This is a genomic window from Micromonospora sp. DT227, assembly GCF_049841835.1.
Lineage (GTDB): Bacteria > Actinomycetota > Actinomycetes > Mycobacteriales > Micromonosporaceae > Micromonospora.
In genome coordinates this window covers 146,165-172,605 of sequence record NZ_JBNCLA010000003.1, presented here as the reverse complement: position 1 = coordinate 172,605, position 26,441 = coordinate 146,165, and the positions used below count along the sequence as shown (strand labels likewise).

At 72.3% G+C, this 26,441-nt stretch carries 17 protein-coding genes; 9 read left to right on the top strand and 8 right to left on the bottom strand.

Annotation, left to right across the window (positions count from 1 at the left end; genetic code table 11):
- Positions 1-7: 7 nt before the first annotated feature.
- Positions 8-1,990, bottom strand: coding sequence for a GmrSD restriction endonuclease domain-containing protein (locus ACLQ2W_RS13065; protein WP_425786610.1), 1,983 nt, complete (start codon positions 1,988-1,990; stop codon positions 8-10).
- A gap of 307 nt (positions 1,991-2,297) precedes the next feature.
- On the opposite strand from ACLQ2W_RS13065, the gene pglY reads away from it, so the two are divergent.
- The 9 genes from pglY (at position 2,298) to ACLQ2W_RS13020 (ending at position 18,018) form a co-directional block, all read left to right on the top strand.
- Positions 2,298-5,987, top strand: a complete 3,690-nt coding sequence (pglY, locus tag ACLQ2W_RS13060) for a BREX-2 system ATPase PglY (RefSeq protein WP_425786609.1) — start codon at positions 2,298-2,300, stop codon at positions 5,985-5,987.
- On the top strand, positions 5,984-8,713 hold the full coding sequence (gene pglZ / locus ACLQ2W_RS13055) for a BREX-2 system phosphatase PglZ (protein WP_425786608.1): 2,730 nt from the start codon (positions 5,984-5,986) through the stop codon (positions 8,711-8,713). The genes pglY and pglZ overlap by 4 nt, the downstream gene beginning before the upstream one ends.
- Complete coding sequence (brxD, locus tag ACLQ2W_RS13050) at positions 8,710-10,023, top strand: BREX system ATP-binding protein BrxD (protein ID WP_425786607.1); 1,314 nt, start codon at positions 8,710-8,712, stop codon at positions 10,021-10,023. The genes pglZ and brxD overlap by 4 nt, the downstream gene beginning before the upstream one ends.
- An 8-nt stretch (positions 10,024-10,031) precedes the next feature.
- Positions 10,032-12,155, top strand: coding sequence for a DEAD/DEAH box helicase (locus tag ACLQ2W_RS13045; RefSeq protein WP_425786605.1), 2,124 nt, complete (start codon positions 10,032-10,034; stop codon positions 12,153-12,155).
- A 359-nt stretch (positions 12,156-12,514) separates the two neighbouring features.
- On the top strand, positions 12,515-13,153 hold the full coding sequence (locus tag ACLQ2W_RS13040; RefSeq protein WP_425786604.1) for a hypothetical protein: 639 nt from the start codon (positions 12,515-12,517) through the stop codon (positions 13,151-13,153).
- Positions 13,154-13,352: 199 nt separating this feature from the next.
- Positions 13,353-13,880 (top strand): hypothetical protein, encoded by a 528-nt coding sequence (locus ACLQ2W_RS13035; RefSeq protein WP_425786603.1) that lies wholly within the window; start codon positions 13,353-13,355, stop codon positions 13,878-13,880.
- A gap of 118 nt (positions 13,881-13,998) precedes the next feature.
- Positions 13,999-16,929 (top strand): M36 family metallopeptidase, encoded by a 2,931-nt coding sequence (locus tag ACLQ2W_RS13030; RefSeq protein WP_425786602.1) that lies wholly within the window; start codon positions 13,999-14,001, stop codon positions 16,927-16,929.
- Between the two features lie 177 nt (positions 16,930-17,106).
- Complete coding sequence (locus tag ACLQ2W_RS13025; RefSeq protein WP_425786601.1) at positions 17,107-17,547, top strand: ribonuclease domain-containing protein; 441 nt, start codon at positions 17,107-17,109, stop codon at positions 17,545-17,547.
- Between the two features lie 129 nt (positions 17,548-17,676).
- Entirely contained in the window at positions 17,677-18,018 is a 342-nt protein-coding gene (locus ACLQ2W_RS13020; RefSeq protein WP_425786600.1) for a barstar family protein, read from the top strand.
- A gap of 124 nt (positions 18,019-18,142) precedes the next feature.
- Here ACLQ2W_RS13020 and ACLQ2W_RS13015 read toward each other — a convergent pair whose 3' ends face one another.
- From ACLQ2W_RS13015 to uxaC, 7 genes are all read right to left on the bottom strand, one after another.
- Complete coding sequence (locus tag ACLQ2W_RS13015; protein WP_425786599.1) at positions 18,143-18,862, bottom strand: HD domain-containing protein; 720 nt, start codon at positions 18,860-18,862, stop codon at positions 18,143-18,145.
- 59 nt (positions 18,863-18,921) lie between these two features.
- A complete protein-coding gene (locus tag ACLQ2W_RS13010) occupies positions 18,922-19,332 on the bottom strand; it encodes an ATP-binding protein (protein WP_425786598.1) in 411 nt (136 codons plus the stop codon).
- 234 nt (positions 19,333-19,566) lie between these two features.
- Entirely contained in the window at positions 19,567-20,946 is a 1,380-nt protein-coding gene (locus tag ACLQ2W_RS13005; RefSeq protein ID WP_425786597.1) for a pectate lyase family protein, read from the bottom strand.
- A complete protein-coding gene (locus tag ACLQ2W_RS13000) occupies positions 20,939-22,144 on the bottom strand; it encodes a Gfo/Idh/MocA family protein (protein ID WP_425786596.1) in 1,206 nt (401 codons plus the stop codon). Before ACLQ2W_RS13000 ends, ACLQ2W_RS13005 begins: the two co-directional genes overlap by 8 nt.
- A 76-nt stretch (positions 22,145-22,220) precedes the next feature.
- On the bottom strand, positions 22,221-23,711 hold the full coding sequence (locus ACLQ2W_RS12995) for a mannitol dehydrogenase family protein (protein WP_425786595.1): 1,491 nt from the start codon (positions 23,709-23,711) through the stop codon (positions 22,221-22,223).
- Positions 23,702-25,003: an enolase C-terminal domain-like protein gene (locus tag ACLQ2W_RS12990; RefSeq protein WP_425786594.1), complete on the bottom strand. Its 1,302-nt coding sequence runs from the start codon at positions 25,001-25,003 to the stop codon at positions 23,702-23,704. The genes ACLQ2W_RS12995 and ACLQ2W_RS12990 overlap by 10 nt, the downstream gene beginning before the upstream one ends.
- Positions 25,000-26,433: a glucuronate isomerase gene (uxaC, locus tag ACLQ2W_RS12985; protein WP_425786593.1), complete on the bottom strand. Its 1,434-nt coding sequence runs from the start codon at positions 26,431-26,433 to the stop codon at positions 25,000-25,002. Before uxaC ends, ACLQ2W_RS12990 begins: the two co-directional genes overlap by 4 nt.
- Positions 26,434-26,441: the final 8 nt, after the last annotated feature.

Below are 26,441 nucleotides of genomic sequence, written 5' to 3'. Positions count from 1 at the left end.
TGAGCGGTCAGTCCGTGCTGGTGATCGGGAACTTCACCGAGCTTCCGTCCCAGGGCTTCGTCTCGATGACGGGCAGGGTCGAGAGCGGTAGCGACGTGTCGAGCTCCCGATCGAAGACGGTCCGCCATTCCTCAGGGGTGCCTGTCACCAGGAACGGTCCGATAGGCACCTGCAGCGAATCCTCGATCATCTCGACCGGCACGGACTCGCCCGAGATGGTCACATCACTGTCGATGCCGGCGACCCGAGCCGACTCGATCGCGCTGTCCAACTCGGCCATGCTTGCCGACCCGGTCCAGGCGATGCCGTCCCCGAAGGCGGTGAACACGATCCGGCCACCGTCGCGGATGCCGCCGTACAACGCCAGGTCGAGCGAATAGCCGGCACTCGGGTCGGCGTTCTCGCGGGGCACCTCGTCGAGGAACGATGGACGGAAGCGGTCCAGGAGTGCGTTCATGGCGTCCACGAGCAGGGCTCGACGCGCAGTGAGGAATCGTTGGTAACCCTTGGGGCTCCGCAATGCCTCGTGAAGGGGCACAAGATGCGCCCGCAGTTCGTCATCGCTCAGATCCGGGAAGTACTCGGCCGGGCTCCGCCCGTTGATCTTCTTGTTGGCCTGGCTGGAGATGAACACCAGGTTGGCCAGGTCGTTGATCATCCCCTTGTCGAACCGGGGGTCGTCAAGCGTCGATGGCGGGTGGACATGGTGGTGCTCGAGCTTCGGCGCGTTCGCGGCGTCCGGGAGGATCTCGCCGCCGTACCACCAGTCGTGGGCGTTGGCGGCCAGCGCCACCAGCAGGCTGAGGAAGAAGTAGGGACTCTCCTTCGTCCGTCCGCGAAGCGCTCGTTCGGTGACCTCGGCCCGGGAGTTCTCGACGTTGAGTCCCTCCAGCAGGGAGCGGACCGGATCAGGCTGTCGGGCGGCGCGGATGTCCTGGCTCAGACGAGTGTCAGTGGATCCGCTGTAGCGGGTGCGGATGGTGGCCAGCAGCAACCAGTAGATGATGCCGTTCGAGGTTTCCGGATCGATGGTCTCGTCACTGCGCTCGCCGAGGAGCACGACCAGCGGGATCAGGACGATCATCGACGGCAGCGGGTCGGATCGGGTGAGCCCGAGGTGCGACCGGAGCAGCGGGATCAGTCGCCGCAGGCCGTGCTTGACCACCTCCCAACCCCGCTCCAGTTCCGCGTCGCTGGTCTGCCGGAGCTTGCTGTGGGACCACACCGACAGGCCCCGTCCCAGGACCACCCCCGCCAACGCCCGGGACAGGAAATTGACGTCGATGTGCCCGTAGCCGTGGCGGAGCCAGTGCTCCGACTCGCTCTGCAGTTCGGCCAGCACTCCCTTCCACCGCGTCGACAGGGTGGCCATCGCCAGGTCGAGGGTGCCGAGGCGGCGGCCACCGCTGTTGACCCGGACGAAGATCTCCGCGACCTCCTCGTACGGAAAGCCCTTCAGTACCTCCATGACGAATCGACGATTGCGCAGGTCCTTGATCCGGCTGAGTCGATCTTCGATCTCGTGGTCCTCCAGGGACGACTTGGCATCGAGCAGCCGCTGGGTCAGGCGCACCATCGAGGTCTTCTGATCGAGCACGTCCGCCACCTTGACCCACTTCGGGTCGCGTTGGGTAGCGGCGCTCTGGTTCTGGAACTTCTGGTTCTCCACGTGGAAGACGACCTGGGCCTCCGGGTGGTCGGTGAACACCCGGTGCAGCGACGTAAGGCGTTGCTGGCCGTCGAGAAGGAAGAGCGGCGGCTTGCTCGGGACCGCCTCCGGTCCGCTGATGAACATATCGCGGGTCTCCGGCGCCTCGTCGGTCTCCCAGAACAGCAGGGATCCGAAGGGATAGCCCCGGTAGATGGAGTCCATCAGCTTGGCCACCTGTGTCGGCTTCCAGACATATTCGCGCTGGATCTCGGGAAGCAGGATCTCGGCATTCGAGATCTCGTCGATCAGCTTTCCGATGGACCGTTCGATCCTGTCCACGTGCATCAGTCAGTAACCTCTTCATGCCGAGAAGATGAAAGCCGAGCCAGGGCCTCTGCCGCGGCATTGAACGAGCCAGGCCGCTTTCCGACGGTGAGGCGCCGACGGCGGCGGTACGGAACGGCCCCGACTGATGTCCTACCCTGTCTGGTTTCGGGTGTCCACCCCATGATCAGCCGTTCTATCCCAGCCCTACGCCGCCCGGAACAATTGTCCGGTTGCGCCTGGGTCCCCCGTCGGTCCATGTCGCTTCCGGCACTGCGCGCCCACGCTCAGGCAACCGACCGTGATCGGTACGGTGTTCAGCATGTCTTCGCCCACGCCCGCGCCGCTGCTTCGAGAGTTCATCGAGATCCCGGAGCGCACGAGCACAAGCGACTTCGTGCTCAAGCTGGCGGACAGTGTCGCCGACGCCGATGCCACCCTTCGTGACTATGTCGTCACGGACCGGTTGCTGGCGAACTTCGACGAGGCGCTCGGATTGATCCGCTCCGCCGTCGAGGGCCACGCCTCCAAGGCTGCCTACCTGCACGGTTCCTTCGGTTCCGGCAAGTCGCACTTCATGGCGGTGCTGCACGCGCTGCTGCGTGGTGAGCCGGCCGCGCGCGGACGGGACGAGTTGGCGCCCCTGGTCGCCAAGCACAGCGTCTGGCTGGACGGACGGAAGTTCCTGCTCGTTCCGTACCACCTGCTCGACGCGCGGTCGCTGGAGCAGCGGGTCCTCGGCGGGTACGTGGACCGGGTGCGGGCCCTGCACCCGGAGGCGTCCATCCCGGCGGTGCACCGCACCGACGCCCTGCTGGGGCAGGCCGCCTCGCTGCGGGACAAGATCGGCGACGCGCAGTTCATCGCCGGCCTGCCCGGCGGCGACGTCGAGGACGAGTGGGGTGACACCGAGGCGTTCTGGACGCCTGAGCGGCTGGACCAGGCGTTCGCCGGTGCCTACCCCGACGACCTGCGCCGGAAGCTGGTCAACGACTTGCTGACCAGTTGGAACGTCGGGTTCTTCAGCAACGCCCGGGAGGACGCCGAGGCCTTCATCTCACTGGACCGAGGGCTCACCGAGATCAGCCGGCACGCCAAGGAACTCGGCTACCACGGCCTGATCCTCTTCCTCGACGAGCTGATCCTCTGGTTGGCCAACTCCATCGGTGACCAGCAGTTCGTCTCTCGAGAGATCCAGAAGATCACCAATTTCGTCGAGGGCGGCGACACCCGGCGGCCCATTCCGGTGATCAGCTTCATCGCCCGGCAGCGTGACCTTCGCGAGCTGGTGGGCGAGGAGGTGGTCGGCGCGAACGAGCTGAGCTATCAGGACACCCTCAACCTGGCCAGCGGCCGTTTCGACGTCATCAAGCTCGAGGACCGCAACCTCCCGGAGATCGCCCGCCGCCGGCTGCTCAAACCGCTCACCAGCGAGGCCGGGGAGGCGATGTCGCGCGCCTTCGAGAGCACTACGAAGGTACGCCGGGAGGTGTTCGACACCCTCCTCGGCAGCGACTCCGGCAGCGGCGCCGACATCGACGCGTTCCGGTCGACGTATCCGTTCAGCCCCGCCTTCCTCTCCACCCTGGTGCACGTCTCCAGCGCCCTGCAGCGCTCCCGTACCGCACTCAAGCTCATGCGGCAGCTCCTGGTCGACCGGCGCGAGACGCTGCGGCTCGGGCAGCTCGTGCCCCTCGGCGACCTGTACGACGTGATCAGCGGCGGCGGTGACCAGCCCTTCACCGAGAAGCTGAAGGCCGAGTTCGAGATGGCCCAGAAGCTCTACGACCTGAAGCTGCGGCCACACCTGCTCGGCCAGCACGGGCTCGTCGAGGAGGACCTCGACGCCGCACGTCGCGGCGACCGGCCGAGCCTCGAGCTCGCGGGGCGGATCCGAGCCTTCACCGGCGACGATCGCCTGATCAAGACGCTGCTGCTGGCCGCTCTGGCACCCAGCGTCCCGGCGTTGCGCAACCTCACCGGTCGGCGCCTCTCCGCGCTCAACCACGGCAGTATCACCAGCCCCATCCCCGGCGGCGAGGTGGCCCAGGTCAACCGGAAGCTCGCCGACTGGGCGGGCCAGTTCCCCGAGATCCGCATCGGGGAGGGCGACGACCCGGTGGTGTCGCTGGAGCTGGTCGGTGTCGACGTCGACAGCGTGCTCGCCACCGCCAAGCACTACGACAACGAGGGCGCGCGCAAGCACATCGTCCAGCGGCTGCTCTGGACGCAACTCGGGGTGCCCTGGACCGACTCGTTCTTCGCCGAGGCCGGGCTGACCTGGCGCGGCAGCCGGCGCGCGATCGAGCTGGTCTACGGCAACGTCCGCGACCCCCACGACATCCGCGACGAAGCCTTCCATCCGGACGATCCGACCGGCTGGCGGATGATCGTCGACTATCCCTTCGACGACGGCACCCACGGGCCGGCCGACGATCGGCAGCGGGTACAGAACCTGCTCAGTCGCACGACCGCGCGGACGATCTGCTGGATCCCGGCGGCCCTCACCGTGGAACGGCGCAACGAGCTGGGCAAGCTCGTCATCATCGACAAGCTGCTCGAGGGGCAACGATTCGACAGTCACGCCGAGCACCTCAACCCCGACGACCGCCGCCGCGCGCACGGCGCGCTGACCAACCAGCGCAGCGCGCTGCTGGCCAAGATGCAGGGCGTGCTGCGCCAGGCCTACGGGCTGGCCACCAAGCAGTCGTCCGACGTCCAGCTCGGCTTCGACGACCATCTCCAGTCGTTGACCCGGGCCTTGGAACCCACGTTGCCGATGGGCGCCACCTTCAACGACGCCCTGCGCAGCCTCGGCGACCAGATGCTCAGCCAGCAGTATCCGGGGCACCCGGACTTCGACCCTGACCGCAAGGGCGAACCGCTGCGACTTCCCGAGGTCAGGACGGTGTTCGGCTACGTCCAACAGGCGGTGGAGTCCCCGGAAGGCCGGGTAGAGGTGGAGCGTGCCCACCGGCTGACCGTGCGGCGGATCGTCAACCCGCTGCGGCTCGGCACGATGCACGAGGCCGCCTTCGTCGCCGAGGGGGAGTGGGCGCAGCACTTCCATCAGAAGGCCGCCAGCGAGGGCATCACCGGCGAGCTTCGGGTCGCCGACCTGCTGCGCTGGATCGACGAGCCGAAACCACGCGGCCTGGACCCGATCGTGGCGCAGCTCGTGGTGGCCGCCTTCGCCGAGCAGACCGACCGGGCGTTCTATCTGCACGGCAGCCAGGTCATGCCGGTGCCGGAGATCGGCCGGATCACCGCCGACCATTCCCTGCGCGAGGAGAGCCTGCCGAGCGAGGAGGACTGGGAACAGGCGCGCGCTCGGGCCGCCGCGATCTTCGGCTTCCAGCCCCTCGCCCTGCGGCGGGGCCGCCTGGTCGGACTGTTCGGCCGGGACCTGATTACGCAGGCGTCGCGACACCGTGAAGCCGCGCACGCCTTGGTCGCAGAGCTCAAGCAGCACGCGGACCAACTGCAGCTAAATCGCGATTCGGGGCGACTGGCAACCGCCCGTGCTGCCGCCGAGCTGATCGAGGCGCTCGCAACAGCGCGTACATCCAAGGATGCCATCGAGAGGATCGCCCGCGCCGATCTGGCGGGACCGCCAGATCGGATGGGTCGGAGCATCAGCAGTGCCGGGGCGATCGCGGCAGCGTTGGCTGGCGCCTCGTGGGACAACTTCGAAATCGTCGCTGATCTTCCCGAGCCGTATGCCGGGGATGCTGCCCCCATCCTGTCCGAGTTGCGTCGCGTGGCGAAGGCAGACGAACTGACCGCACCACTGGCGCCAGCCATGCGCCGTGCCCAGGCCGAGACCGTCGATCTCATCCGGCGGGCCACCAGGAAGCTGCCGCCTCCGCCTCCGCCCCCTCCGCCGCCCACGGCTACGGAGCGGGAAGTCATCACTCGCGGTGCGTCGGATCAGGCGTTCGGGAGATTGCGCGACTACGTCGAGGATCATCCCGAGGCGACCATCGAGGTGACCTGGAGAATCGTGCGATGACTCAGGCGACCGTTGCCTCCCAGGTGCTGCGGATCAGCCCGGCGGCTCTCGCCCAGAAGGTGGCGCAGGAGCTCGACCGGCACCGTAGCGGCGACGCGTACCCGGTCATGGTGGTGGCCGCGGAGCCGGACTGGCCGCACGAGCCCACGTTGACGTTGCCCGACGGACGCCAGATCCGGGTCGTCCCGTGCGTCTCGCCGCTGGCTATCTGGGAGCGGCTCGTCGCCGAGCGCGGGCCGGAGGTGCTGGTGCTGCTCACCGGCGCCCCTGAGTCGAAGCTCGGCCCGGGCATCCTGAGCCGCGTGTTCCGGCAGCGGGTGCTCACCGTCGAGCCGTGGGATCTCGTGGTCGACGCGTTCGGTGCCCGAGTGCCTGACTCCGCGCTGGAGCGGGAGGAATGGGCGGGGCCGGCGTTGCTCGACGCGATGCCGCCCGGTGGGTGGCCGCGAATCGCCACGAAGGTGCTCAGCCGGGACATCGCGTTGCGGCACCTCGCGGCGGTCCGGCTCGGCCTGCCCCGACGAGGGGACGACCCGGACGCGCTCGACGTGCGAACCCTGCTGCGGTGGAGCGTCGAACCCGGAGCGGTGGAGGCGTTCACCCTGCTGACGCAAGACGAGCAGGACGGCCTCACCCGCTGGTTGGTCGACGAGTTCCGGCGTCCGGCCCGAGCGCTGTTCGCCCTCGTCGGTGTGGGGCGAGGCACGGACGCGCTGCCACTGGGCCTGGTGTGTGACGCCCTGTGGACCGTCGACATGCCCGAGGCGCTCCGCGCGCGCGGCCGGATCGAGCAGTACTTCGGCGGTCTCGACGACGATGCCACGGTCCGCGGGTTCGCAGACGCCACCGTCGGTGTGGTCGGCGGCATGCTGACCGATCGGGACCCGGCGGTGCGGCGGCAGGGGCAAGCCGTCCTGGACCGGGCCGAACAGCTACTCATCCAGTTCAACGCCGTGGGCAGCGCCGGACACAGTCAGATCCTCCGCACCGGCTTGTCCAGGCGGATCGAAGACGTCGCCGCGGCCCTTCTTTCCGCGCTGGGAAAGGCCGACGCCCCTGACCTGGAGGCTCAGGTGGACCGGCTCGCCACGCACCGGTTGGCCGGGGAGGAGACGGAACGCGTCCGGCGGGTGCGGATGGCTCAGCGGCTGGTCCGATGGCTGAGCGTTCCGGCCGAGCCGCCGGCCAGTGTCGCTGACGGCGTGCAGCGACAGGTCGCGGAGTGGGGCTGGGTCGACCTGGCGCTGAACCATGTCTGGGCCGGCGAGGACGTCCACCCGGAGTTGCAACGCGCGTTCGGCGCCATCCATGACCGGGCGTACCAGCGTCGCCGTGATCTCGACCGGGCGTTCGCGAGCCGGCTCGCGGCGTGGGCCACCGCCGGCCCGAGCAACGACGGTGACCTCCTGACGGTCGAGAACCTTCTGCCACGGGTCGTCGATCCGCTGATTCGCGCGCACCGGCAGGTGCTCCTGGTGGTGCTCGACGGCATGAGCGCGGCGGTCTCGGTCGACCTCGCCGCCGTGCTGTCGCACCAGTGGGTGGAATACGACGCCCTCGCCGGCAGCGGTGCTGCCCGGCGGCGCGGCATCGCGGCGGCGTTGCCCACCTTGACGGCGGTGTCCCGGACCTCGCTGTTCGCCGGCGCGCTTCGTTCCGGCACCCAGTCCAACGAAGAGCAGATCTTCGGCAAGGGCCGGTGGGGGGACGACGCCCGGATCTTTCACAAGGGGCCGGCTCGTGGCGGCGCGGGAGAGGTGCTCGCGGGCGAACTGGCGGACGCGTTGGCGAGCACCGCGCGCCTCGTCGCCGTGGTGATCAATACCGTGGACGATTCACTGTCCCATGGCAGGGAAGGAAACGAAGCCGGCTGGCAACTCGGTGATCTGGGCTTCCTCGGCAGCCTGCTCGACCTCGCGCGGTCGTCTGGGCGGATCGTCGTGATCACCAGCGACCACGGGCACGTGCTGGAGCGGGGTGGCGAGCTGGTCAAGGCCGATGATGCGGCCTCGGCCCGGCACCGGACGGGTGACCGGCCTGCCGGCGACGGCGAGGTGGAACTCACCGGCCCTCGGGTCGTGGCCGAGGGAAACCGGATCATCGCGCTCTGGGATCCGCTGCGGCGCTATCGTCCCACCAAGGCCGGTTACCACGGTGGAGCGTCACTGGGCGAGGTGACGATCCCGCTGTTGACCTTCCTGCTGCCCAACGCCGACGAGATCCCCGACGGGTGGGCGCCCCTGCCCGCGGACCGGCCCCGCTGGTGGGAGACGAACGAACCACAGGTGGCGCAGACCGGGCCGCCGCCGGTGGGCGCGTCCAAGCCTCGCCGCAAACCGCAGGCGAGGTCGGGCGAGCCCGCGCTGTTCGACCTGCCGGAGGTGGCGCCGACATCCACGGCGGCCGAGAGTGACCTGGTGACGGTCCTCCTGGGCTCGGACATTTTCCGTGCGCAGCACAGCCTGACCCCACGGAGGCTCGACCTCCGCAAGATCGAGGCCGCACTGCGGGCGCTCGTGGAGGCCCGGGGTGTGCTGGCGCTGGCCGTCCTGGCCCAGCGGGCGGGGGAACTGCCCGCACGGGCGTCCGGCTTCCTCGCCACCCTGCAGAGGATCTTCAACATCGACAACTATCCCGTGCTGTCCCTGATCGACGAAGGACGCACCGTTCGCCTGGACATCTCGTTGCTGCGGACCCAGTTCGGTCTGCCGCCGGGTGCGCCGTGACCACGGTCAGCCCGGCCCGGCGGCGGGAGGTGATCGACGCCCTGCGGCGTGGCGCCGTGCCGTCGGCCGGCCTGGACCTTCTGGCTGTCGGCCTGGACCGCTTCCTGACCTCGGTGAGCGAGGACCTGGAAACGGTCGCCGCCGGAGGATCGGTGTTCAAGGCGGTCCGCGGTGAGTATGGCTCCGGCAAGACGTTCTTCACCCGCTGGATCGCCGAGCGGGCGAAACGCGCCAACCTGGCCGCCGCCGAAGTGCAGATCTCCGAGAACGAGACACCGCTGCACAAGCTGGAGACGGTCTACCGACGGCTCACCGAGCGCCTGAGCACGGCTACGTTTCCGCCCAGCGCGCTGCGGCCGGTGGTCGACAGCTGGTTCTACGCGCTCGAGGAGGACGTGCTCGCGACCGGGGAGGTCTCGCCGGAGGACGGGGGTGCGTTCGACTGGGCCGTGACGGCGCTGCTGGAGCAGCGACTGGCCGCCGTCAGCCGGAGCGCGCCCGCCTTCGCGGCCGCTCTACGCGGCTACCGCAGCGCCGGTCTCGACAACGACCCGGCCACGGCTGACGCAGTGCTCGCCTGGCTCGGTGGCCAGCCGCACGTCGCCGCGTCGGCCCGCCGCGTTGCGGGCGTCCGGGGCGATCTCGACCACTTCGCCGCGCTCAGCTTCCTTCAGGGGATGCTGACCGTGCTGCGCGACAGCGGCCATCCGGGTCTGCTCCTGGTCCTGGACGAGGTCGAAACGCTGCAGCGGGTCCGATCGGACGCGCGGGACAAGGCCCTGAACGCGCTGCGTCAGCTCATCGACGAGGTGCACTCAGGCCGATTTCCCGGCCTGTATCTGGTGATCACCGGAACCCCGGCCTTCTACGAGGGCCCGCAGGGAGTCCAGCGGCTCGCACCCCTTGCGCAGCGGCTCGCGGTCGACTTCACCACGGACCCGCGCTTCGACAACCCGCGCGCGGTCCAGGTCCGGCTGCCCGGCTTCACCGTCGACTCGCTGGTCGAACTGGGCGGTCGCGTGCGGGATCTGTATGCGGACGGGTCGACCGCGCCGGATCGGCTGTGCACCCGTGTGGACGACGCCTACCTCGGTGACCTCGCCCGGGCCGTCGCCGGTGGGCTGGGCGGCAAGGTGGGCGTGGCGCCGCGGCTGTTCCTCAAGAAACTGGTGGCCGACGTGCTCGACCGGGTGGACCAGTTCGCCGAGTTCGACCCGCGCCGCCACTACGCGCTGACCCTGTCGCCGACGGAGATGACCGACGTGGAACGCAACGTCACCAGCGCCGCCGACGTCGATCTGGACCTCTAGGGAGCGGAATGTCGACGGACGCCGAGCTGCTGCACCCGGTGGTCCTGCACCACGTGGTGAACTCGTTGCAGTGGCCGGCCCTCCGACCCATGCAGGAGGCAGCCGTGCGACCGCTTCTCGACGGCGAGCATGCGCTGCTTCTCGCACCCACCGCCGGCGGCAAGACTGAGGCGGCCATGTTCCCGCTGCTGTCCCGGATGGCGCGGGAGGAATGGTCCGGCACGTCGGTGCTCTACGTCTGCCCGCTCAAGGCCCTGCTCAACAATCTGCTGCCTCGCATCGAGACCTACACCGGCTGGTTGGGGCGTCGGGCCGCGCTCTGGCACGGTGACGTGACCGCGGGAAGACGACGCAGGATCCTCCGGGAGCGGCCGGACGTCCTGCTGACCACTCCGGAGTCACTGGAGTCGATGCTGGTCAGCGTCACTGTCGATCACGACGAGTTCTTCCGAGGGCTTCGGGCGGTCGTGGTGGACGAGGTGCACGCGTTCGCCGGCGACGACCGGGGCTGGCACCTGCTGGCCCTGCTGGAACGGCTCAGCCGCGTCGCCGGTCGACCCGTGCAGCGCGTTGGCCTCTCCGCCACGGTCGGCAATCCCGAGACCCTGCTGACCTGGTTGCAGGGGGCCGGCCGGGACCGCGAGCCCGGTCGCGTCGTCGCGTCCGACGCGCGGCCGGCCTCCGCCGGGCTCACCGGCCGGCCACCGGGCGACGTGGAGGTGGACTATGTGGGCTCGGTGCACAACGCGGCCAAGGTGCTGGCCGCGTTGCACCGGGGAGAGAAGCGTTTGGTGTTCTGTGAGTCCCGTGCGTTGGTCGAGGAGTTCGGGCAGCGGCTCCGCGCGCTCGGGGTGACGACCTACCTGTCGCACGCCTCGTTGTCGGCGGAGGAGCGGCGTCGCGCCGAGGAGGCGTTCGCCCAGGAACGCGACTGCGTCATCGTCGCCACCAGCACACTCGAACTCGGCATCGACGTCGGTGACCTCGACCGGGTCGTCCAGATCGACGCGCCACGCAGCGTCGCCGCCTTCCTGCAACGGCTCGGCCGGACCGGTCGCCGGCCGGGAACCAACCGGAACTGCCTGTTCCTGGCGCTCGACGGCGACGGGCTGCTTCAGGCGGCCGGGCTGCTCCACCTCTGGGGCCAGGGGTGGGTCGAGGAGGTCGTCCCGCCGCCCGAGCCTCGACACATCGTCGCCCAGCAGGTGCTCGCGCTCGCGTTGCAGGAGCACCGGATCGGCGACCGGCTCTGGCGGCACGGATGGAACGACCTGCCCCCGTTCGACGGGAACGCCGAGGTCATCGTGCGGCACCTCGTCGACCACGGATACCTCGACTCCGACTCCGGGATGCTCTTCGTCGGTCCGGAGGCGGAACGGCTTTTCGGTCGGCGGCACTTCATGGACATGCTGGCGGTGTTCACGGCGCCGCCCCAGTTCACGGTGATGTCGGGACGCTCCGAGATCGGCCGCACGGATCCGGCGCTGCTGACCGCGAGGGTGCAGGGACCGCGACTGTTGCTGCTCGCCGGACGCAGTTGGCGGGTCACCCACATCGACTGGAAACGTCATCGATGCTTCGTGGAGCCGGCGGAGAGCGGGGGCAAGGCGCTGTGGATGACCGGCGGAACCCCGACGGGGCGATCGTTCCCGATGCTGCGCGCCATGCGGGATGTCCTGCTCGGCGTCGACCCGCCGATCGCCATGACCGGGCGGGCCGCGAGCCGGCTGGCCGGTCTGCGCGAGGAACACTCGTCGCTGGTCCATCCGGGCGGCACGCTGGTGGTGCAAGATCGTGACGGCGAGGCGCGATGGTGGACCTGGGCGGGCTACCGGGCCAACGCCACCCTGATCTCCACACTCAGTGAGCTGACGGATCCGACCCAGCGCCTCGACGACGCGTCGATCCGGCTGCGGGCCGGCCTGAGCCGGGACGAACTCCGTTCCGGGCTCGCCGCGACCGCCGGACGGGTGTGCCTGCCGGTCGTCGACGACGCCGCCGTCAACGGTCTGAAGTTCAGTGCCGCACTACCACCCCGCCTTGCCGTGGCGACCCTGGCCACCCGGCTCGCCGACGTCCCGGCCGCGGAGGCGGTCCTCGGCGAGCCGGTGCGCGTGACACACCTGGGCTGACTCGACCTGACACATCGAGGTACTGCCGCTAACGGATCTTCGAGGCGCCGACGGCCCTGTCATCTAGGTCGGCGGTTGCGAGGGACATTGCTGTTCGGCAATGACAGGAGGAGTCGTGCGTATAGCATCCCGTTCGTTGACGCGGACCGCGGCTGAGCGTCAACCGGGGCTGCAACCGGACAGCAACGCCGGGGTGAAGCGGGAATTGCGGGACGCTGACATGGTCGCGCGGTGCCGCGCTCTGGACGGCCGGTCACCTGCCCTGGGTCGGGGATCCGCAGGGCTTCCGCCACGCGGTGACCGCCTTCCTGGCGCGCGATAGCGTGTGACCGCGCGGACGGACGGGTGAGGTGGAGTCGATGAGCGTGCTGGGAAACCTCGGGACGCAACTACCGGCTCTGCTCGGCGTCCTGATCGGAACGGTGGGCACGATGTTCGCCACCGGCCTGAACGAGCGGACCCGGTGGCGCCGGAGCCAGACCGTCCGGTGGGACGAACGGCGTCTCGACGCGTACGTGGAGTTGACGAAGGCGGTCAAGGAGATCCACGCCGTGGCGACCCAGATGCTCGGCGAGCACCGTCCCGGGGCGCGGCGGCCGGCGCTCGCCCACCACGAGGGAGTGGCGCGACTGGCCGACGCCGACGTCCGGCACACCTTGGCCTGGGAGGCGGTGCTGCTGCTCGGTGACGAGGCGACGGTCCGGGCCGCCGCCGAGTGGCGGCACGCGGTCCGCGACATCGAATCGGCGGCCCGGGACCTGCCTCGGCCGCCGTCGGACGTGCCCGGGATGATCCATCGGGCCGACGTGGGACGTGACCGGTTCTACCGGGCCGCCCGGGAGAGCCTGGGTGTTCGCGGGGGTTCGGTGGAGCAGGTGCGGCACCTGCTCCCGAAACCTGGTCGACCGGGACCGGCGGCACTGGCGCCCCGGAGCCCGCGGGACCGGGACCCGGGCCAGCCGGCAGACTCCCACGATCAGCCCCGTCCGTCCGCCTGACGGTCCTCGGGCGCCCGGACACGCCCGTCAGGGCCGCCTGATCGGGCGGGCCGGGTCGCCGTCGAGGCCGGTCGAGTCGGCCGATCAGGCGCGGTGGCCCGCGACCGCGCCGTTGATTGCGGCCCGGCAACCGATCCCGCCAACCGTCCCTTGTGGTCGGATCGAGGCCCGCTCCGCCGTCGAGGGAAGGGAAACACCCATGAGCCGGAACAGTCCCGCGCTCGGCTTCCTGCTGTGTCTGCTGATCGGGGGTGCTCCGCTCCTGCTCGGCGTCATGGCGGCCCGTCGCGGCAAGCGGAGACTGCGCACCGCCCCCACGGGTGGGGACGCCGCGCCACTCGTGACGTTCGAGGGGTACACCGCCGGCCTCGGCGCCCGCGCCGACGCCAGCCGGATCCACGCGGTGATGCGGGTCTTCGTCGACCACCTCGCCGTGACGCGCAGCCTGATGGCCGGCGGACGGCTGGTGACCGACCGGCTCGCCGCCGGCGACATCCTGTCGGCGCGCGAGGACGAGTTCCAGATGACGGGTCTCGCGGGAGCCGTCGCCGACCGCAACGTCAGGCATCCGGTGAGCCGCCTCCTGGGGGCGTCCAACATGCTCCCGGGTGTCCTGTTGCGCACCCGCCGGGGCGACCTCGTGTTCGTGGTCGAGCGGAAGGACCAGATCCGCCGTCGGGAGGTGTACCTGGCGGTCTGCGCCCTGATCGGCCAGCAGCCGCACTGACGGGTGCCCAAGGCATCGACGCACTGTAATTAATGGATGTTCGGCGGGTGTCGGCCGGTCGATCATCCTGGTCGGATGGCGGCACGGACATCGCCGTTCGACGATGACAGGAGGGACCGTGCGCACACCATCCCGTGCGTTGACGGGGACCACCGCGCTGCTCATGGCAGCCGGCATGGTCCTGACCGCCGGAGCCGGCGGTCAGGCCGCACCCCGGGACCAGGCCCGCACCGGGGCCGTACCCGACCACCTGCCGGGGGACCGGCACGACACCCGGGCCAAGGACAACCGCAAGGGCCGCGTCGCCGCCAGCGCGCGGCAGCGGGACCGGGTCGCCGCGCTGGGCGCGCGGGTCCGCTGGACCGACTTCGGTACGCCGGCCACGCTCACCTCGACCGGGAAGCCGCTCGCCACCGGGCTGCCCGCCGACCCGGCCGCCGCCGCGCGCGCCTACGTGACGGCGAACTCCGACGTGCTCGGGCTGACCGCCGAGGGCGCCGCCGCGCTGGAGCAGTTGACCGTGGCGCCGATGGGGCCGGGCGCGACAGTGCTGTTCCGGCAGCGCTTCGGCAACCTGCCGGCCGCCGTCGACGGCATGCTGGCGATTGGCGTACGCGACGGGGCGGTCTGGCACGTCAGCTCGTCACTGGCCCGGGACGCCGGCACGCCGGCGCCGGCCACGATCGACGCCGCGCAGGCCCGCAGCGCCGCCATCGCGGACGCCGGCCGCGCCGACGCGCAGGTCCTGCGTACCTCGTTGGTCGCGGTGCCCACCGCGGACCGGGGGCCGCGCGCGGCCTGGGAGGTGGTGCTGGGCGCGGACACCACCGGCGCGGACCCGGCCGCCTACTCCACCTACGTGGACGCCCGCGACGGCGGCGTGCTGGTCCGTGCGGACCTGATCGACCACGCGGAGGACAATCCGTCCTGGGACGTGTTCCCGAACTCGCCGCGCGTCGACAGGTCCTCGGTCGACACCCGGGTGCGTTGGTGCGCCGTGCCGGCGGCCGGCTGCCGCGAGGTGGTCGGCGTGCCGGGGCACCCGGCGTGGGACGTGGACCCGGCCACCGGGGCGTCCACCACCACCACGAGGGGCAACAACGCGATCGCGGTGCAGAACTGGTTCAGCAACGACCCGTTCAGCGTCGGCACCGAGCCCGCCACGCCGCGTCCGGACCGCGTCTACGCGTACCCGTGGACGAACCAGTGGCAGGAGCGGCGCTGCGACCCGGAGGTGTTCACCTCGCCGCAGGCCAACGACATCGACGCGGCCCGCGCGAACCTGTTCGGGATGCACAACCGGATGCACGACTGGACCTACCACCTGGGCTTCACCGAGGAGACCTGGAACCTGCAACAGGACAACCTCGGTCGGGGCGGTCTCGGCGGCGACGCCGAGCAGGGCAACGCGCAGGCCGGCGGCGTGAGCGGCGGCCCGCCGACGTTCCCGGCCCGCAACAACGCCAACCAGATCACCCCGCCGGACGGCGTCGCGCCGACCACCAACATGTACCTGTGGCAGCCGGTCGCCGGCTCGTTCTACGCGCCCTGCGTGGACGGCGACTTCGACATGTCGGTGATCGCCCACGAGTACGGCCACGCGGTCACCAACCGCATGATCGCCGGCCCGAGCGCGGGCGTCAGCTCCCCGCAGGGCATGAGCGAGAGCTGGTCCGACCAGCTCGCCATGGAATACCTGTTCGAGCACGGGTACGCCGCGCCCGGCCGGCGTGGCTTCACCATCGGCGAGTACACCACGCAGGACCCGAACGCGGGCATCCGCAACTACAACATGAGCGCCAGCCCGTTGAACTACTCGTCGGTCGACTACGACGTGACCGGCCTCCAGGTGCACGCGTCCGGCGAGGTGTGGAGCGCCACCAACACCGACATCCGGGCGGCCATGATGCGTCGCTGGGGCGCCGGCACGCCGGCCGTGCAGAAGGCGTGCGCGACCGGGGCCCGTGACGTGACGGCCTGCCCGGGCAACCGGCGCTGGATCCAGCTCGTCGTCGACTCGTTCCTGCTGATGGCGGTCAGCCAGGTCAGCATGGTCGACGCCCGGGACGCGATGCTCGCCGCCGACCGGATCCGCTTCGGCGGGGCCAACCAGGACCTGCTCTGGAACGCGTTCGCCGCGCGGGGCCTCGGCGAGACCGCGGCCAGCGTCGGCAACGCCGACCCCGATCCGACGCCGGGCTTCACCTCCCCGTACGCGGAGGAGGGCTCGCTGCGGCTGCTGCCGCTCGGCGACCGCGGGCCGGTGGCCGGCGCGCAGCTGTTCGTCGGGCGCTACCAGGCGCGGGCGGTGCCGGTCGCGGACACCGACGCGGCCACCCCGCTCGCCGACCGGGTGGACCTGGTGCCCGGCACGTACGAGTTCGTGGTCCGGGCGCCCGGGTACGGGCACACCCGGATCGGCCCGGTGACCGTGAAGGCCGGCCAGAACCGGACGCTGCCGGTGGTGCTGCGGCCCAACCTGGCCTCGACGACGGCGGGCGCGACGGTCGCCGGCGACGGCGTCAACCTGGCGTCGGTCGCGGACGACGACGAGGCCACCAACTGGGCCTCGCTCGGCGCGCCGGTGGCCGGGCGGCAGGTCACCGTCGACCTGGCCGGCGGCCTCCAGCAGGTACGCCGGGTGCAGGTCAGCGCGATGCTGCGCCCGCCGGTGACCGGGGACCCGGACGCCGGCACCCAGAGCCGGTACTCCGCGGTGCGGCAGTTCCGGGTCCTGGCGTGCACCGCCGACGGCACGGTGAGCTGCGCCGACGCGGCCGACTTCCGGCCGGTGTTCACGAGCCGGCCGGACGCGTTCCCGGCGGTGGCGCCGCGTCCCCGGGCGCCGGAGCTGATCCTGCGCTCGTTCGACATCCCCCGCACCCGGGCCACCCACCTGCGCGTCGAGGTGCTGACCAACCAGTGCACCGGCGCGCCGGACTACGCCGGTGAGCAGGACGCCGACCCGCGGGCGGCGACCGACTGCGCGACGGCCAGCCCGCAGGCGCAGAACGTGCGGATCGCCGAGTTCCAGGCGTTCGCGCGCTGAGCACACGGCGGGTGCGGGCGGCTCGGTCCGTCCGCACCCGCCACCGCCTGTTCACCCGGGATTCGGGGCACGGTCGCCGGGTGAGGGCTGTACGCCGGGCAGGATCCTGGGCAGACTGAGCGCCGACCAGCCAACGATGTTGGTCGATGCCCTGTCGGCTCGCTCAAGGAGGATCCCTTGACCCCGTTCCGCGCCGTCGTCACCCGCGTACGCCGCGCTCTGGCCGCGTCCGCCCTGGTCACCGCCGTGGCCGCCGCCGCGCTCGTGGCCCCCGCCACGGTCTCCACCCGACTCGCCGAGCCCGCCGAGGCTGCCGTCTACAGCTCCTGCACGCTGTCGCGCTGCACGGACGCCCGGACCGCCCGCTCCGGCTGGTCGGCGAAGAGCTTCCCGACCAGCCGGGGCTGGTACTCGTGGAGCGGCGGCCAGTGCAACTTCGCCGGCGGGCAGTTCTACAACCGCGAGGGTCAACTGCCCACCAACGCCGCCTACTACGAGTACGACGTCTACCCGCGCGCCTGCAACGCCGCCCGGGACGCGTACCGGATCGTGGTGAACAGGAGCACCGGGGCGACCTGGTTCTCACCCGACCACTACGCCAACTTCTACCGGCTCTGAGTTGCCGTCGGGGCCGGCCCGCACCGCCCGCGCCCGCGGGGGGCAAGGGCCGTTACCACGGGCGCCCCGCACCCCCACCCCCCCGCCCGGCGGGCGCGCGACGCCCGGGCGGCGCCCGAGCCGGCCGGTGTGCCGCTCCCCGGCCCGGCCACCCGGACCCGGGCGGCCCTGCACGAGACGCTTGCCGAGGCGCTGCCGCTGCCCGACTGGTACGGCCGCAACTGGGACGCCCTCGCCGACGCCCTGGCCGACCGGATCGACTCCGGGCCGCTGACCCTCGTCGTCCGGGACGCGGCGAACCTGCTCGCCGACGAGCCGCCGGCCCAGCTCGGCACGTTGCTCGACGTGCTCGGCGCGGCAGCCGCCGGCGGCCACGCCACCCTGCGGGTGGTGCTGCGCGAGCACCCGGAGCGGCTGCCCGCGCTGCGCGCCAGGGTCGCCGCCGCCCTGGGCACCCCCGACCCCGCCTGACCACCCGCCGCCCCTGGGCGCCCCACCCCCTGGCCGCTGTTTCACGGAAAGCGTGGCTGATCCGCCTGGATCAGCCACGCTTTCCGTGAAAGAGGCTGTTTGGGGTGGAGGGGGTAGGGGTGGGTCAGGGCTGGGGGTCGAGGATGGCGCTGAAGCGCTCCTCGGCGAGGTCGAGCTGGGCGAAGATGTGTCGCTTGACCGGCATGGACAGCGGCGTGTCCGGGCGGGCGACCAGCTCGCGGAAGACCGGCACCAGCGGGCGGTACTTGGTGGCCGCCCGAGCCACCTTCGGACCGACCGTGTGGATCACGCCGACGCCGTTGTCGGTGAAGTCGGACACCTTGATCACCCGCGCCCAGGGCTCCCGGTCCAGGCTGGTCGCCACGTGCTCCCGGTACTGCGCGTCCCGGTCCCGGCCCGGGTCGTACTCCGGGTTGGTGACCGCCGCGACCAGTCGCGCCACCCGCGCGCCGAACCGCGCGGCGAGCGTGGCCAGCGCCGCGGTCGTCACGTCCCCGTCCACAGTTGGTCCGGCCAGCTCGACCGGGTGGTCCTCCACCGCGTCGTGCAGCAGTCCCGCGACGATCACGTCCACGTCCCGCACCTGGTAGTGGTGCATCAGCCGGATCGCCACCCGCAGCAGGTGGTTCAGGTACGGCTCCCGGACCCGCCGGTCGTCGCGGTGCAGCTCGGTGGCGAGGTCCAGCGCCTCGGTCAACCGGTCGCGGGCCGCGTCGTCGAACGCGGCGACCTCCAGCCGGAAACGGGCCAGCAGGCCGGGCTCACCGTGGATCTCGGTGATCGCGTGCATCGGCATGGTGGCGAGGTACGCGGGGAACTCCATACGTCCCTTATAGCTGATCTTCGCTCGCCGGGGACAGCCGACCGGAACCCGGGTCGGCGTCAGCCGGCCGGGTTGAGCCGCTTGACCAGGCGTACGCAGGTGCCCTCCGGCGTGCCGACGATTGTCGCCTCGTCCATCACCCGCGCCATGATCAGCCGCCCCCGGCCGCGGTCGCTCTCGTCGCCGCCGTCGGCCGGTCGCCAGGCGCCGTGGTCGCGTACCTCGATCTCCAGCCGGTCGTCGCGCAGTTCGACCCGGAGCGTGGTGATCCCGTCGGGGGCGAAACGGTAGCCGTGCTCGATCGCGTTGGCGCAGGCCTCCCCGGTGGCGATCAGCACCGTCTCGACATCCCACTCGCCGATGCCGTGCGCGTGCAGCCAGCCGCGCAGCCGCTCCCGGGTGGGCGCGAGCCGGCCGGGGTCGGCCGGCAGGTCGATGGTGAGGACCCGGCCGGATGTCCCACCCGTCACGTCCGGCCTCCGTCCCGTGCCCGTCTCCGGGCCTGGGCATCCACTTCCGCTGTCACCACCCGCTTCTCACCCTCTTGTCCCCGGTGACCGCCGATTCATGCCACCGACGGTGAGGTCCGGCAAAGGTGATCATCGCGCATCGGGGCCGGCGTGTCAGCCGACACCCCGACGGAAGCCGTCGGGCCGGCGTCCGTCGGGTGCGGACGCCGGCCCGGAGCGCGGGTGGGTCAGCGGTCAGAGCGGGAGGCGACCGGCACCCGCCCAGGCGCCGACGACCAGCGGCACCAGCGGCGTCGGCAGCGGCGGCGCGGCGCGCAGCGTCGGCGTCCAGCCGGCGTCGCCGCCGAGGTCCGGGTCGTGCGCGGCGTTGTACGCGGCCAGCAGGTCCACCGGCCGGGCCCGGCCGTCACCCTGCCGCACCCAGCTCCCGCGCTCGGTGAGCGCGGTGCCGCCCCAGTCCCGGATGAGGTCCGCCGGGTCGACGTCGTCGGCGAGCGTGAAGAAGTTGTGCTCCGCGACGATGGCGGACCGGACGCCGACGCCGAGCGCGTACTCGAAGCCGGGGCCGCCGAGCCGGTAGTGGTTCTCGTGCACGTCCACCTGGCCGAACCGCACCCGGGGCAGCCGCTGGAGGTCCCCGTCGAACAGGTTGTGGTGCACGCTGACCTTCAGCCGGTCGACGTCCGGGCCGACCGTGTTGGAGGAGCCGATCAGCATCAGCTTGTCCCGCCCGACGAACCGGTTCCAGGACGCGGTGACCAGGCTGGCGGTGTGGGTGACGTCGAGCGAGCCGTCGTGCACCTGGTAGGGCCGGCCGAAGTAGCTCGGCTGCGCGCGGTCCGGGTTGTCGCCGTCGGTGAACGTGTTGTGGTCCACCCAGACGTGCTCGCTGCGCCGCACCGAGATCTGGTCGTACTGCGAGTTCCAGTTGCCGGCGTCGCCGTCGGTGGGGGACCAGGCCGGGAAGCAGTCCCGGGCGTCGGCCAGTTCCAGGTTCCGCACGATCACGTTGGTGACCCGGTCGATCATCAGGGTCAGCCCGGTGAGCCGGGCGCCGCGCAGCCCGATGATCGTGGTGTTGGACCCGACGTTGATCTGCGTCTGCCGGGTCTGGGCGGCCACCGACCGGACCCGGGCCGCCTCCAGCGGGCCGCTCGGGTCCACTCGGCCCCAGACCGCCGGATCGTACGCGGCCAGGTAGGCCGGCAGCGAGTACTCCGGGTCGGCCAGGTCGGCGCAGCCCAGCGGCGTGCCGTCGGGCCCTTCGAAGCCGTCGATCGGCCCGGCCACGTACACGATCTTGGGAGTGGCGTCGGTCGCGTTCGTGGCGTTGTCGCCGCCGAGCGCGGCGACCAGCTCGGCGCGGGTCCGCACCACGCGTACCCGGTCCGCGGTGGCGGCCCCGCCGCCGGTGGTGCCGGCGCCCTCGGCGGCCCACCCGTCGTTCGCCGGCAGCGCCTGGCGGCCGAGCAGGCCCGCCGCCGGCTCCTGGCGGCCGATCGGCTCTGCCGCGCGGGACGACCGCTGCCCGGCCGGCGCGGCCGACGCGGGTACGGCGGTGGTGGCCGCGAGCGTGGCGGCGAGGATCGCGGCGGTGACCGTTCGTCTACGCATGATGTGTTCCGTCCTGTCTGTCGGGGATGTCGACGCCGAGGTTCACCAGGTACGGCCGGACCGCCCACGGCACGCCCGCCTCGGACGGCAGCACGCCGGTCTCCGCCGCGTCCCGCAGCACCGCGTTGACGCCGCGGAGCACCCGGACCCGCTCCGGTCCGTCGCCCACGGTGCGCACCAGGTCACCGTCGAGCAGCGTCGGCTCGGGCGCGTCCCGCAGCGCGTCCAGCACCTCGGTGAACGGCCCGGTACGCGCCAGCGGCGCGATCAGCGGCACGCCGGCGGCGCGGTGGTCCAGCAGGTTCGCCAGCAGCCCGACCCGGCCCGGCACGACGCGCGGGCGGGCGTCGCCGGGCAGGCGCAGCCGGTCGGTCGGGTACTCCAGCACCGCCCGTCCCCGCTCGCCGGTGACCAGCACGTCGCCGGCCACGTGCTCCTCGGCGGCCAGCGTGAGCGCGGCCAGCACCGGTGGCCCGGCGTCCGGGGTCAGCCGCAGCACCGTGGTGTCGTCCACCTCGATCGGGCGGACCCGGTAGCGCTCCACCTCGATCCGGGCCGGTCGCACCGGCTCGCCGGCCACCGCCTCGGCCACCGCCAGGCACTGCATCAGCGCGTGCGCGAGCGGGTTGGCCAGGGCGCCGTCCAGCGCCGGCCGGCCGTCCACCGACCGCCGGCCGGCCCACGGGGAGCGGGCGTAGTAGGCGTCGGGACGCTGCCAGGCCGCGACGGTGGCGATGCCGGTGACCGGGCCGAGCCGCCCGGCGGCCAGCGCGCCGGTCAGCTCGGCCAGCGCCGCCGAGCCGAGCGCCTGGAAGTTGACCTGCACCGCCCGCCCGGCGGCGGTGGCGGCGTCGACAAGCGCCCGGTGTTCGGCCAGGTCGAGCACGGGCGGCTTCTCCAGCAGCAGGTCCGCGCCGGCGGCGAGCACGTCGCGCGCGATCGGCAGGTGGGTGTGCGGCGGCGTGCACACCACCACCACGTCCGGCCGGGACGCGGCCAGCATCGCCCGGTGGTCGGTGAAGATCCCGGTCCCGGGCGGCGTCGGCGCGTCCGGTTCCTCCTCCGGGGGCCGCACGTCGACAAGCGCGACCAGCCGCAGCCGGCCGGCGCCGTGCAGCGCGGCGATCACCCGCCGGTGCCAGCGGCCGTGCCCGTTCGCGCCGACCAACGCCACCCGCGGCGGCGCGCCGCCGCTCACCGGTCCACCCCCGGCGCGTCGTCGCTGTCGGGCCGCGCGCCGTCGCCGTCGCCGGGTCGTGCCGGCGTGCCGCCGGTCACCGGGCGCCGGCCAGGGTGGCCCGGACGCCGTGCCGGTCCAGTGCGGTCAGCCAGCCGGTCACGGCCGCCCGGAACTCCTCGTCGGCGGCCAGCTCGGCGGGGAAGACCTCGCGGACCGCGAAGACCGCGTCGACCACGCCGGCCGGCGTGTGCCGACCGTCGGCCAGCGTCGCGCGCAGCCGGTCGGCGAGCGGGTCGTCGAGCGGCAGCGGCCGGCCGTCGTCGGTGTGCCCGTGCAGGAACCGCAGCCAGGCGGCCACCACCAGCGCGCTCCACCGCGCCGACCGGCCGGCCGCGCGCAGGTCGACGGCCGTGTGCAGCACCCGCTGCGGCAGCTTCTGCGAGCCGTCCGAGGCGACCTGCGCGGTGCGGTAGCGGATCGCCGGGTTGGCGAAGCGGGCGAGCACCTGCTCCCCGTAGTCCGGCACGGAGACGCCGGGCGGCGGGGTGAAGCTCGGCGCGATCTCCTCGGCGACCAGCCGGCGCAGCACCGCGTCCAGGTGCGGCAGCGCCAGCGCGTCGAGCACCGTCTCCGCGCCCGCGAGGGCCCCGAGGTACGCGGTGGCGGAGTGCACGCCGTTGAGCGCGCGCAGCTTCAGCCGTTCCCACGGGCCGGCGTCGTCGGTGAGGACCGCGCCGGCCCGCTCCCAGGCGGGTCGGCCGCCGGGGAAGTCGTCCTCGATCACCCACTGCGACCACGGTTCGGCCGCGACCGCAGCCAGGTCGGTCACGCCGAGCGCGCGCCGCGCGGTCTCCCGGGTCTCGTCGGTGCTGGCCGGCACGATCCGGTCGACCATCGTGCCGGGGCAGGTGACCTGCGCCGCCACCCGGTCCAGCGTCGCGTCGGGCACCCGGGCCAGCGCCAGGCACTGGTCGACCAGGCTGCGCAGCCGGCGCCCGTTGGCCGGCAGGTTGTCGCAGCTCACCAACGCCAGCGGCCCGCCGTCGGCGGCGGCCCGGGCGAGCAGCCCGCGGACCAGCAGCCCGGGCACGGTGCGCGGCGGCCGGTCGGTGGTCAGGTCGGCGGTCAGCTCCGCGTCGGCGGCCAGCGCGCCGGTCACCGGGTCGAGCTGGTACGCCTTCTCGGTGACGGTCAGCGTGACCACCCGGATCGCCGGGTCGGCGAGCAGGCGCACCACCGCGTCCGGGTCGGCGGCGGCGTGCCGCACCCCGGCCAGCGCGCCGACGACCCGGGTCGACGCGCCGTCGGCGGCGAGCGTGGTGACGCTGAACAGCGCGTCCTGCGCAGCGAGGGCCTCGACCACGTCGGTGCTGCGCGGCGCGACGCCGACGATGCCCCAGTCGCCGCCGGCCGCGCCGACCGCGGCCTCGGTGTGCACGGCCTGGTGGGCGCGGTGGAACGCGCCGAGCCCGAGGTGGACGATGCCGGCCGGCACGGTGCCGGGGCGCACCAGCGGCCGGCTCTCCTCGGGCAGCCGGCGCAGGGTGGCCAGGCCGAGCCGGTCGGTGTCGACGGTCAGCGCCATGCCGGTCCCTCCGGGAAGCGGAACTCCGCGATCGACTCCGGCCGCATGGCGGCGCTGTAGCCGGGCGCGGTGGGCAGCAGGTAGCGTCCGCCGCGGGTGCGGACCGGGTCGACGAAGTGCTCGTGCAGGTGGTCCACGTACTCGACCATCCGGCCGTCCAGGCCGGTGCTCACCCGCAGGTGGTCGAAGACCGCGAGGTGCTGCACGTATTCACACAGCCCGACGCCGCCGGCGTGCGGGCAGACCGGCACCCCGAACTTCGCGGCCAGCAGCAGCTCGGCGAGCACCTCGTCGACGCCGCCGACCCGGCACGCGTCGACCTGCATCACGCCGATCGCCTCGGCCTGGAGCAACTGCTTGAAGATGACCCGGTTGGCCGCGACCTCGCCGGTGGCGACCCGGCACCGGCCGCCGGACAGCTCGGTCACCGCGCGGGCGATCCGGGCGTGCCCGAGCACGTCGTCGGCGTGGGTGGGTTCCTCGATCCAGTACGGGTCGACCTCGACCAGCACGCTCATCGCGGCGATCGCCTCGTCCACGTCCCAGACCTGGTTGGCGTCCATCATCAGCAGCGCGTCCGGGCCGATCTCGGCCCGGATGATCCTCGCCCGGCGCAGGTCGTCGTCGAGCCGCCCGCCGACCTTCATCTTCATCGCCCGCCACCCCGCCGCGTACGCGTCGCGGGTCAGCGCGCGCACCTGCTCGTCCGGGTAGCCGAGCCAGCCCACCGACGTGGTGTACGACGGGAAGCCGTCGCGTTCCAGCCCGGCCAGCCGCTCGCCGAGCCCGTCGCGTCCCTTGTCCAGGATGGCCGCCGCCTCGTCCGGGGTGAGCGCGTCGGTGATGTGGTGGAAGTCGACGGTGGCCACCAGCTCGTCGGTGGGCAGCTCGGCGAGGAACCGCCACATCGGCTTGCCGGCCAGCTTGGCGCGCAGGTCCCAGACCGCGTTGACAAGCGCGCCGGTGGCCATGTGGATCACCCCCTTCTCCGGCCCGAGCCAGCGCAGTTGCACGTCGGCGGTGAGCGACCGCCAGAACGCCACCGGCTCGGCGGCGATCTCGGCGACCGTGCGCCCGCGTACGTGGTGGGCGAGCGCGCGGACCGCCGCGCAGGTGATCTCGTTGCCCCGGCCGTTGGTGAACGTGAACCCGGTGCCGGTCGGCCCGCCGTCGGTGGTCAGCTCCACGTAGGTGGCCGAGTAGTCGCCCCGGTTGATCGCGTCCGAGCCGTCGCCGCTGGCGGCGGTGGGGAAGCGCACGTCGTGCACCTCGACGTCGACGATCCTGGTCATGAGCGCCCTCCGGAGAACTTGAAGACCTGCTTGGGCAGCCGGTACGCCAGGTCGACGATGGTCTCGGCGGCCTCGTCGGCGTCGAGGCGGTGCTCGGCGACCAGGCGGGCCAGGAAACCGGCGTCGACCCGGCGGGCCACGTCGTGGCGGACCGGGATGGAGCAGAACGCGCGGGTGTCGTCGACGAACCCGGCGGTGTTGTAGAAGCCGGCGGTCTCGGTGACCGCCTCCCGGAACCGGCGCAGCACCTCCGGCGAGTCGAGGAACCACCACGGCGCGCCGAGCCGCAGCGCGGCGTAGCCGCCGGCGAGCGGCGCCAACTCCCGGGTGAACGTGTCCTCGTCGAGCGTGTAGAGCACCACGGTCAGCCGGGGGTCGTTGCCGTGCGCGTCCAGCAGCGGGGCCAGCCCGTGCACGTAGTCGGTGGCCTGCGGCACGTCGCCGCCGACGTCGCGGCCGTGGCGGGCGTGCAGCCACCGGTTGTGGTTGCGCACCGCGCCCGGGTGCAGCTGCATCACCAGGCCGTCGTCGAGCGACATCCGGGCGAACTCCAGCAGCATGTGCGCCCGGAACGCCTCCGCGTCGCCCGGGTCGGCGAGGCCGCGCCGGCCCTTGTCGTACAGCGCCGCCGCCTGCGCCGGGTCGAGATCGAGGGTACGGGCGGTCGGGTGCCCGTGGTCGGACGAGGTCGCGCCGGCCGCGACGAACGCCGCCCGGCGCTGCCGCAGCGCGGCCAGGTAGCCGGCGTACGTGCCGGTGTCCTCGCCGGAGACGTCGGCGAGGCGGTCCACGTTGGCCGCCCAGTTGTCGAACTCCATGTCCACCACGTCGTCCGGGCGGAACGTGGTGACCACCCGCCCGCCCGGCCCGCCCCAGCCGTCGGCGGCGAGCTTGGCGTGCCGGCCCAGGTCGTCCAGGGGCGACTCGGTGGTGGCGAGCACCTCGATGCCGAAGCGGGTGAACAGCTCCCGGGGCCGGAACGCCGGCTCGGCGAGGCGGGCGGCGAGCGCGTCGTAGACCGGGTCGGCGGTGGCCGGGGAGAGCGGCGTGTGCACGTCGAACACGTTCCGGAACGTCTGCTCCAGCCACAGCCGCGACGGGGTGCCCCGGAACAGGTGCCAGTGCGCGGCGAAACGCCGCCAGATGGTCCGCCCGTCGGTCTCGACCGGGCTGCCGTCGACGCTCGGCACGCCCAGGTCGGCCGGCGGCACGCCCTGGCTGAGCAGCATCCGGGTCAGGTAGTGGTCGGGCACGATCAGCAGCCGGGCCGGGTCGGGGAACGGGCGGTCCTCGGCCAGCAGCGCCGGGTCGACGTGCCCGTGCGGGGAGATGATCGGCTGCGTGGCCGCCAGGGCGTACAGCTCGCGGGCCAGCGCGCGTTGGCCGGGCTCGGCGGGCAGCAGCAGATCGCTGGGAGAGACGATCGGCACAGGGGCTC

Bases quoted from the DNA above. Each gene is read 5' to 3' on its own strand.
- pglY (WP_425786609.1), top strand. From the start codon at position 2,298: ATGTCTTCGCCCACGCCCGCGCCGCTGCTTCGAGAGTTCATCGAGATC.
- pglZ (WP_425786608.1), top strand. From the start codon at position 5,984: ATGACTCAGGCGACCGTTGCCTCCCAGGTGCTGCGGATCAGCCCGGCG.
- ACLQ2W_RS13045 (WP_425786605.1), top strand. From the start codon at position 10,032: ATGTCGACGGACGCCGAGCTGCTGCACCCGGTGGTCCTGCACCACGTG.
- ACLQ2W_RS13040 (WP_425786604.1), top strand. From the start codon at position 12,515: ATGAGCGTGCTGGGAAACCTCGGGACGCAACTACCGGCTCTGCTCGGC.
- ACLQ2W_RS13035 (WP_425786603.1), top strand. From the start codon at position 13,353: ATGAGCCGGAACAGTCCCGCGCTCGGCTTCCTGCTGTGTCTGCTGATC.
- ACLQ2W_RS13015 (WP_425786599.1), bottom strand. From the start codon at position 18,862: ATGGAGTTCCCCGCGTACCTCGCCACCATGCCGATGCACGCGATCACC.
- ACLQ2W_RS13005 (WP_425786597.1), bottom strand. From the start codon at position 20,946: ATGCGTAGACGAACGGTCACCGCCGCGATCCTCGCCGCCACGCTCGCG.
- ACLQ2W_RS12995 (WP_425786595.1), bottom strand. From the start codon at position 23,711: ATGGCGCTGACCGTCGACACCGACCGGCTCGGCCTGGCCACCCTGCGC.
- ACLQ2W_RS12990 (WP_425786594.1), bottom strand. From the start codon at position 25,003: ATGACCAGGATCGTCGACGTCGAGGTGCACGACGTGCGCTTCCCCACC.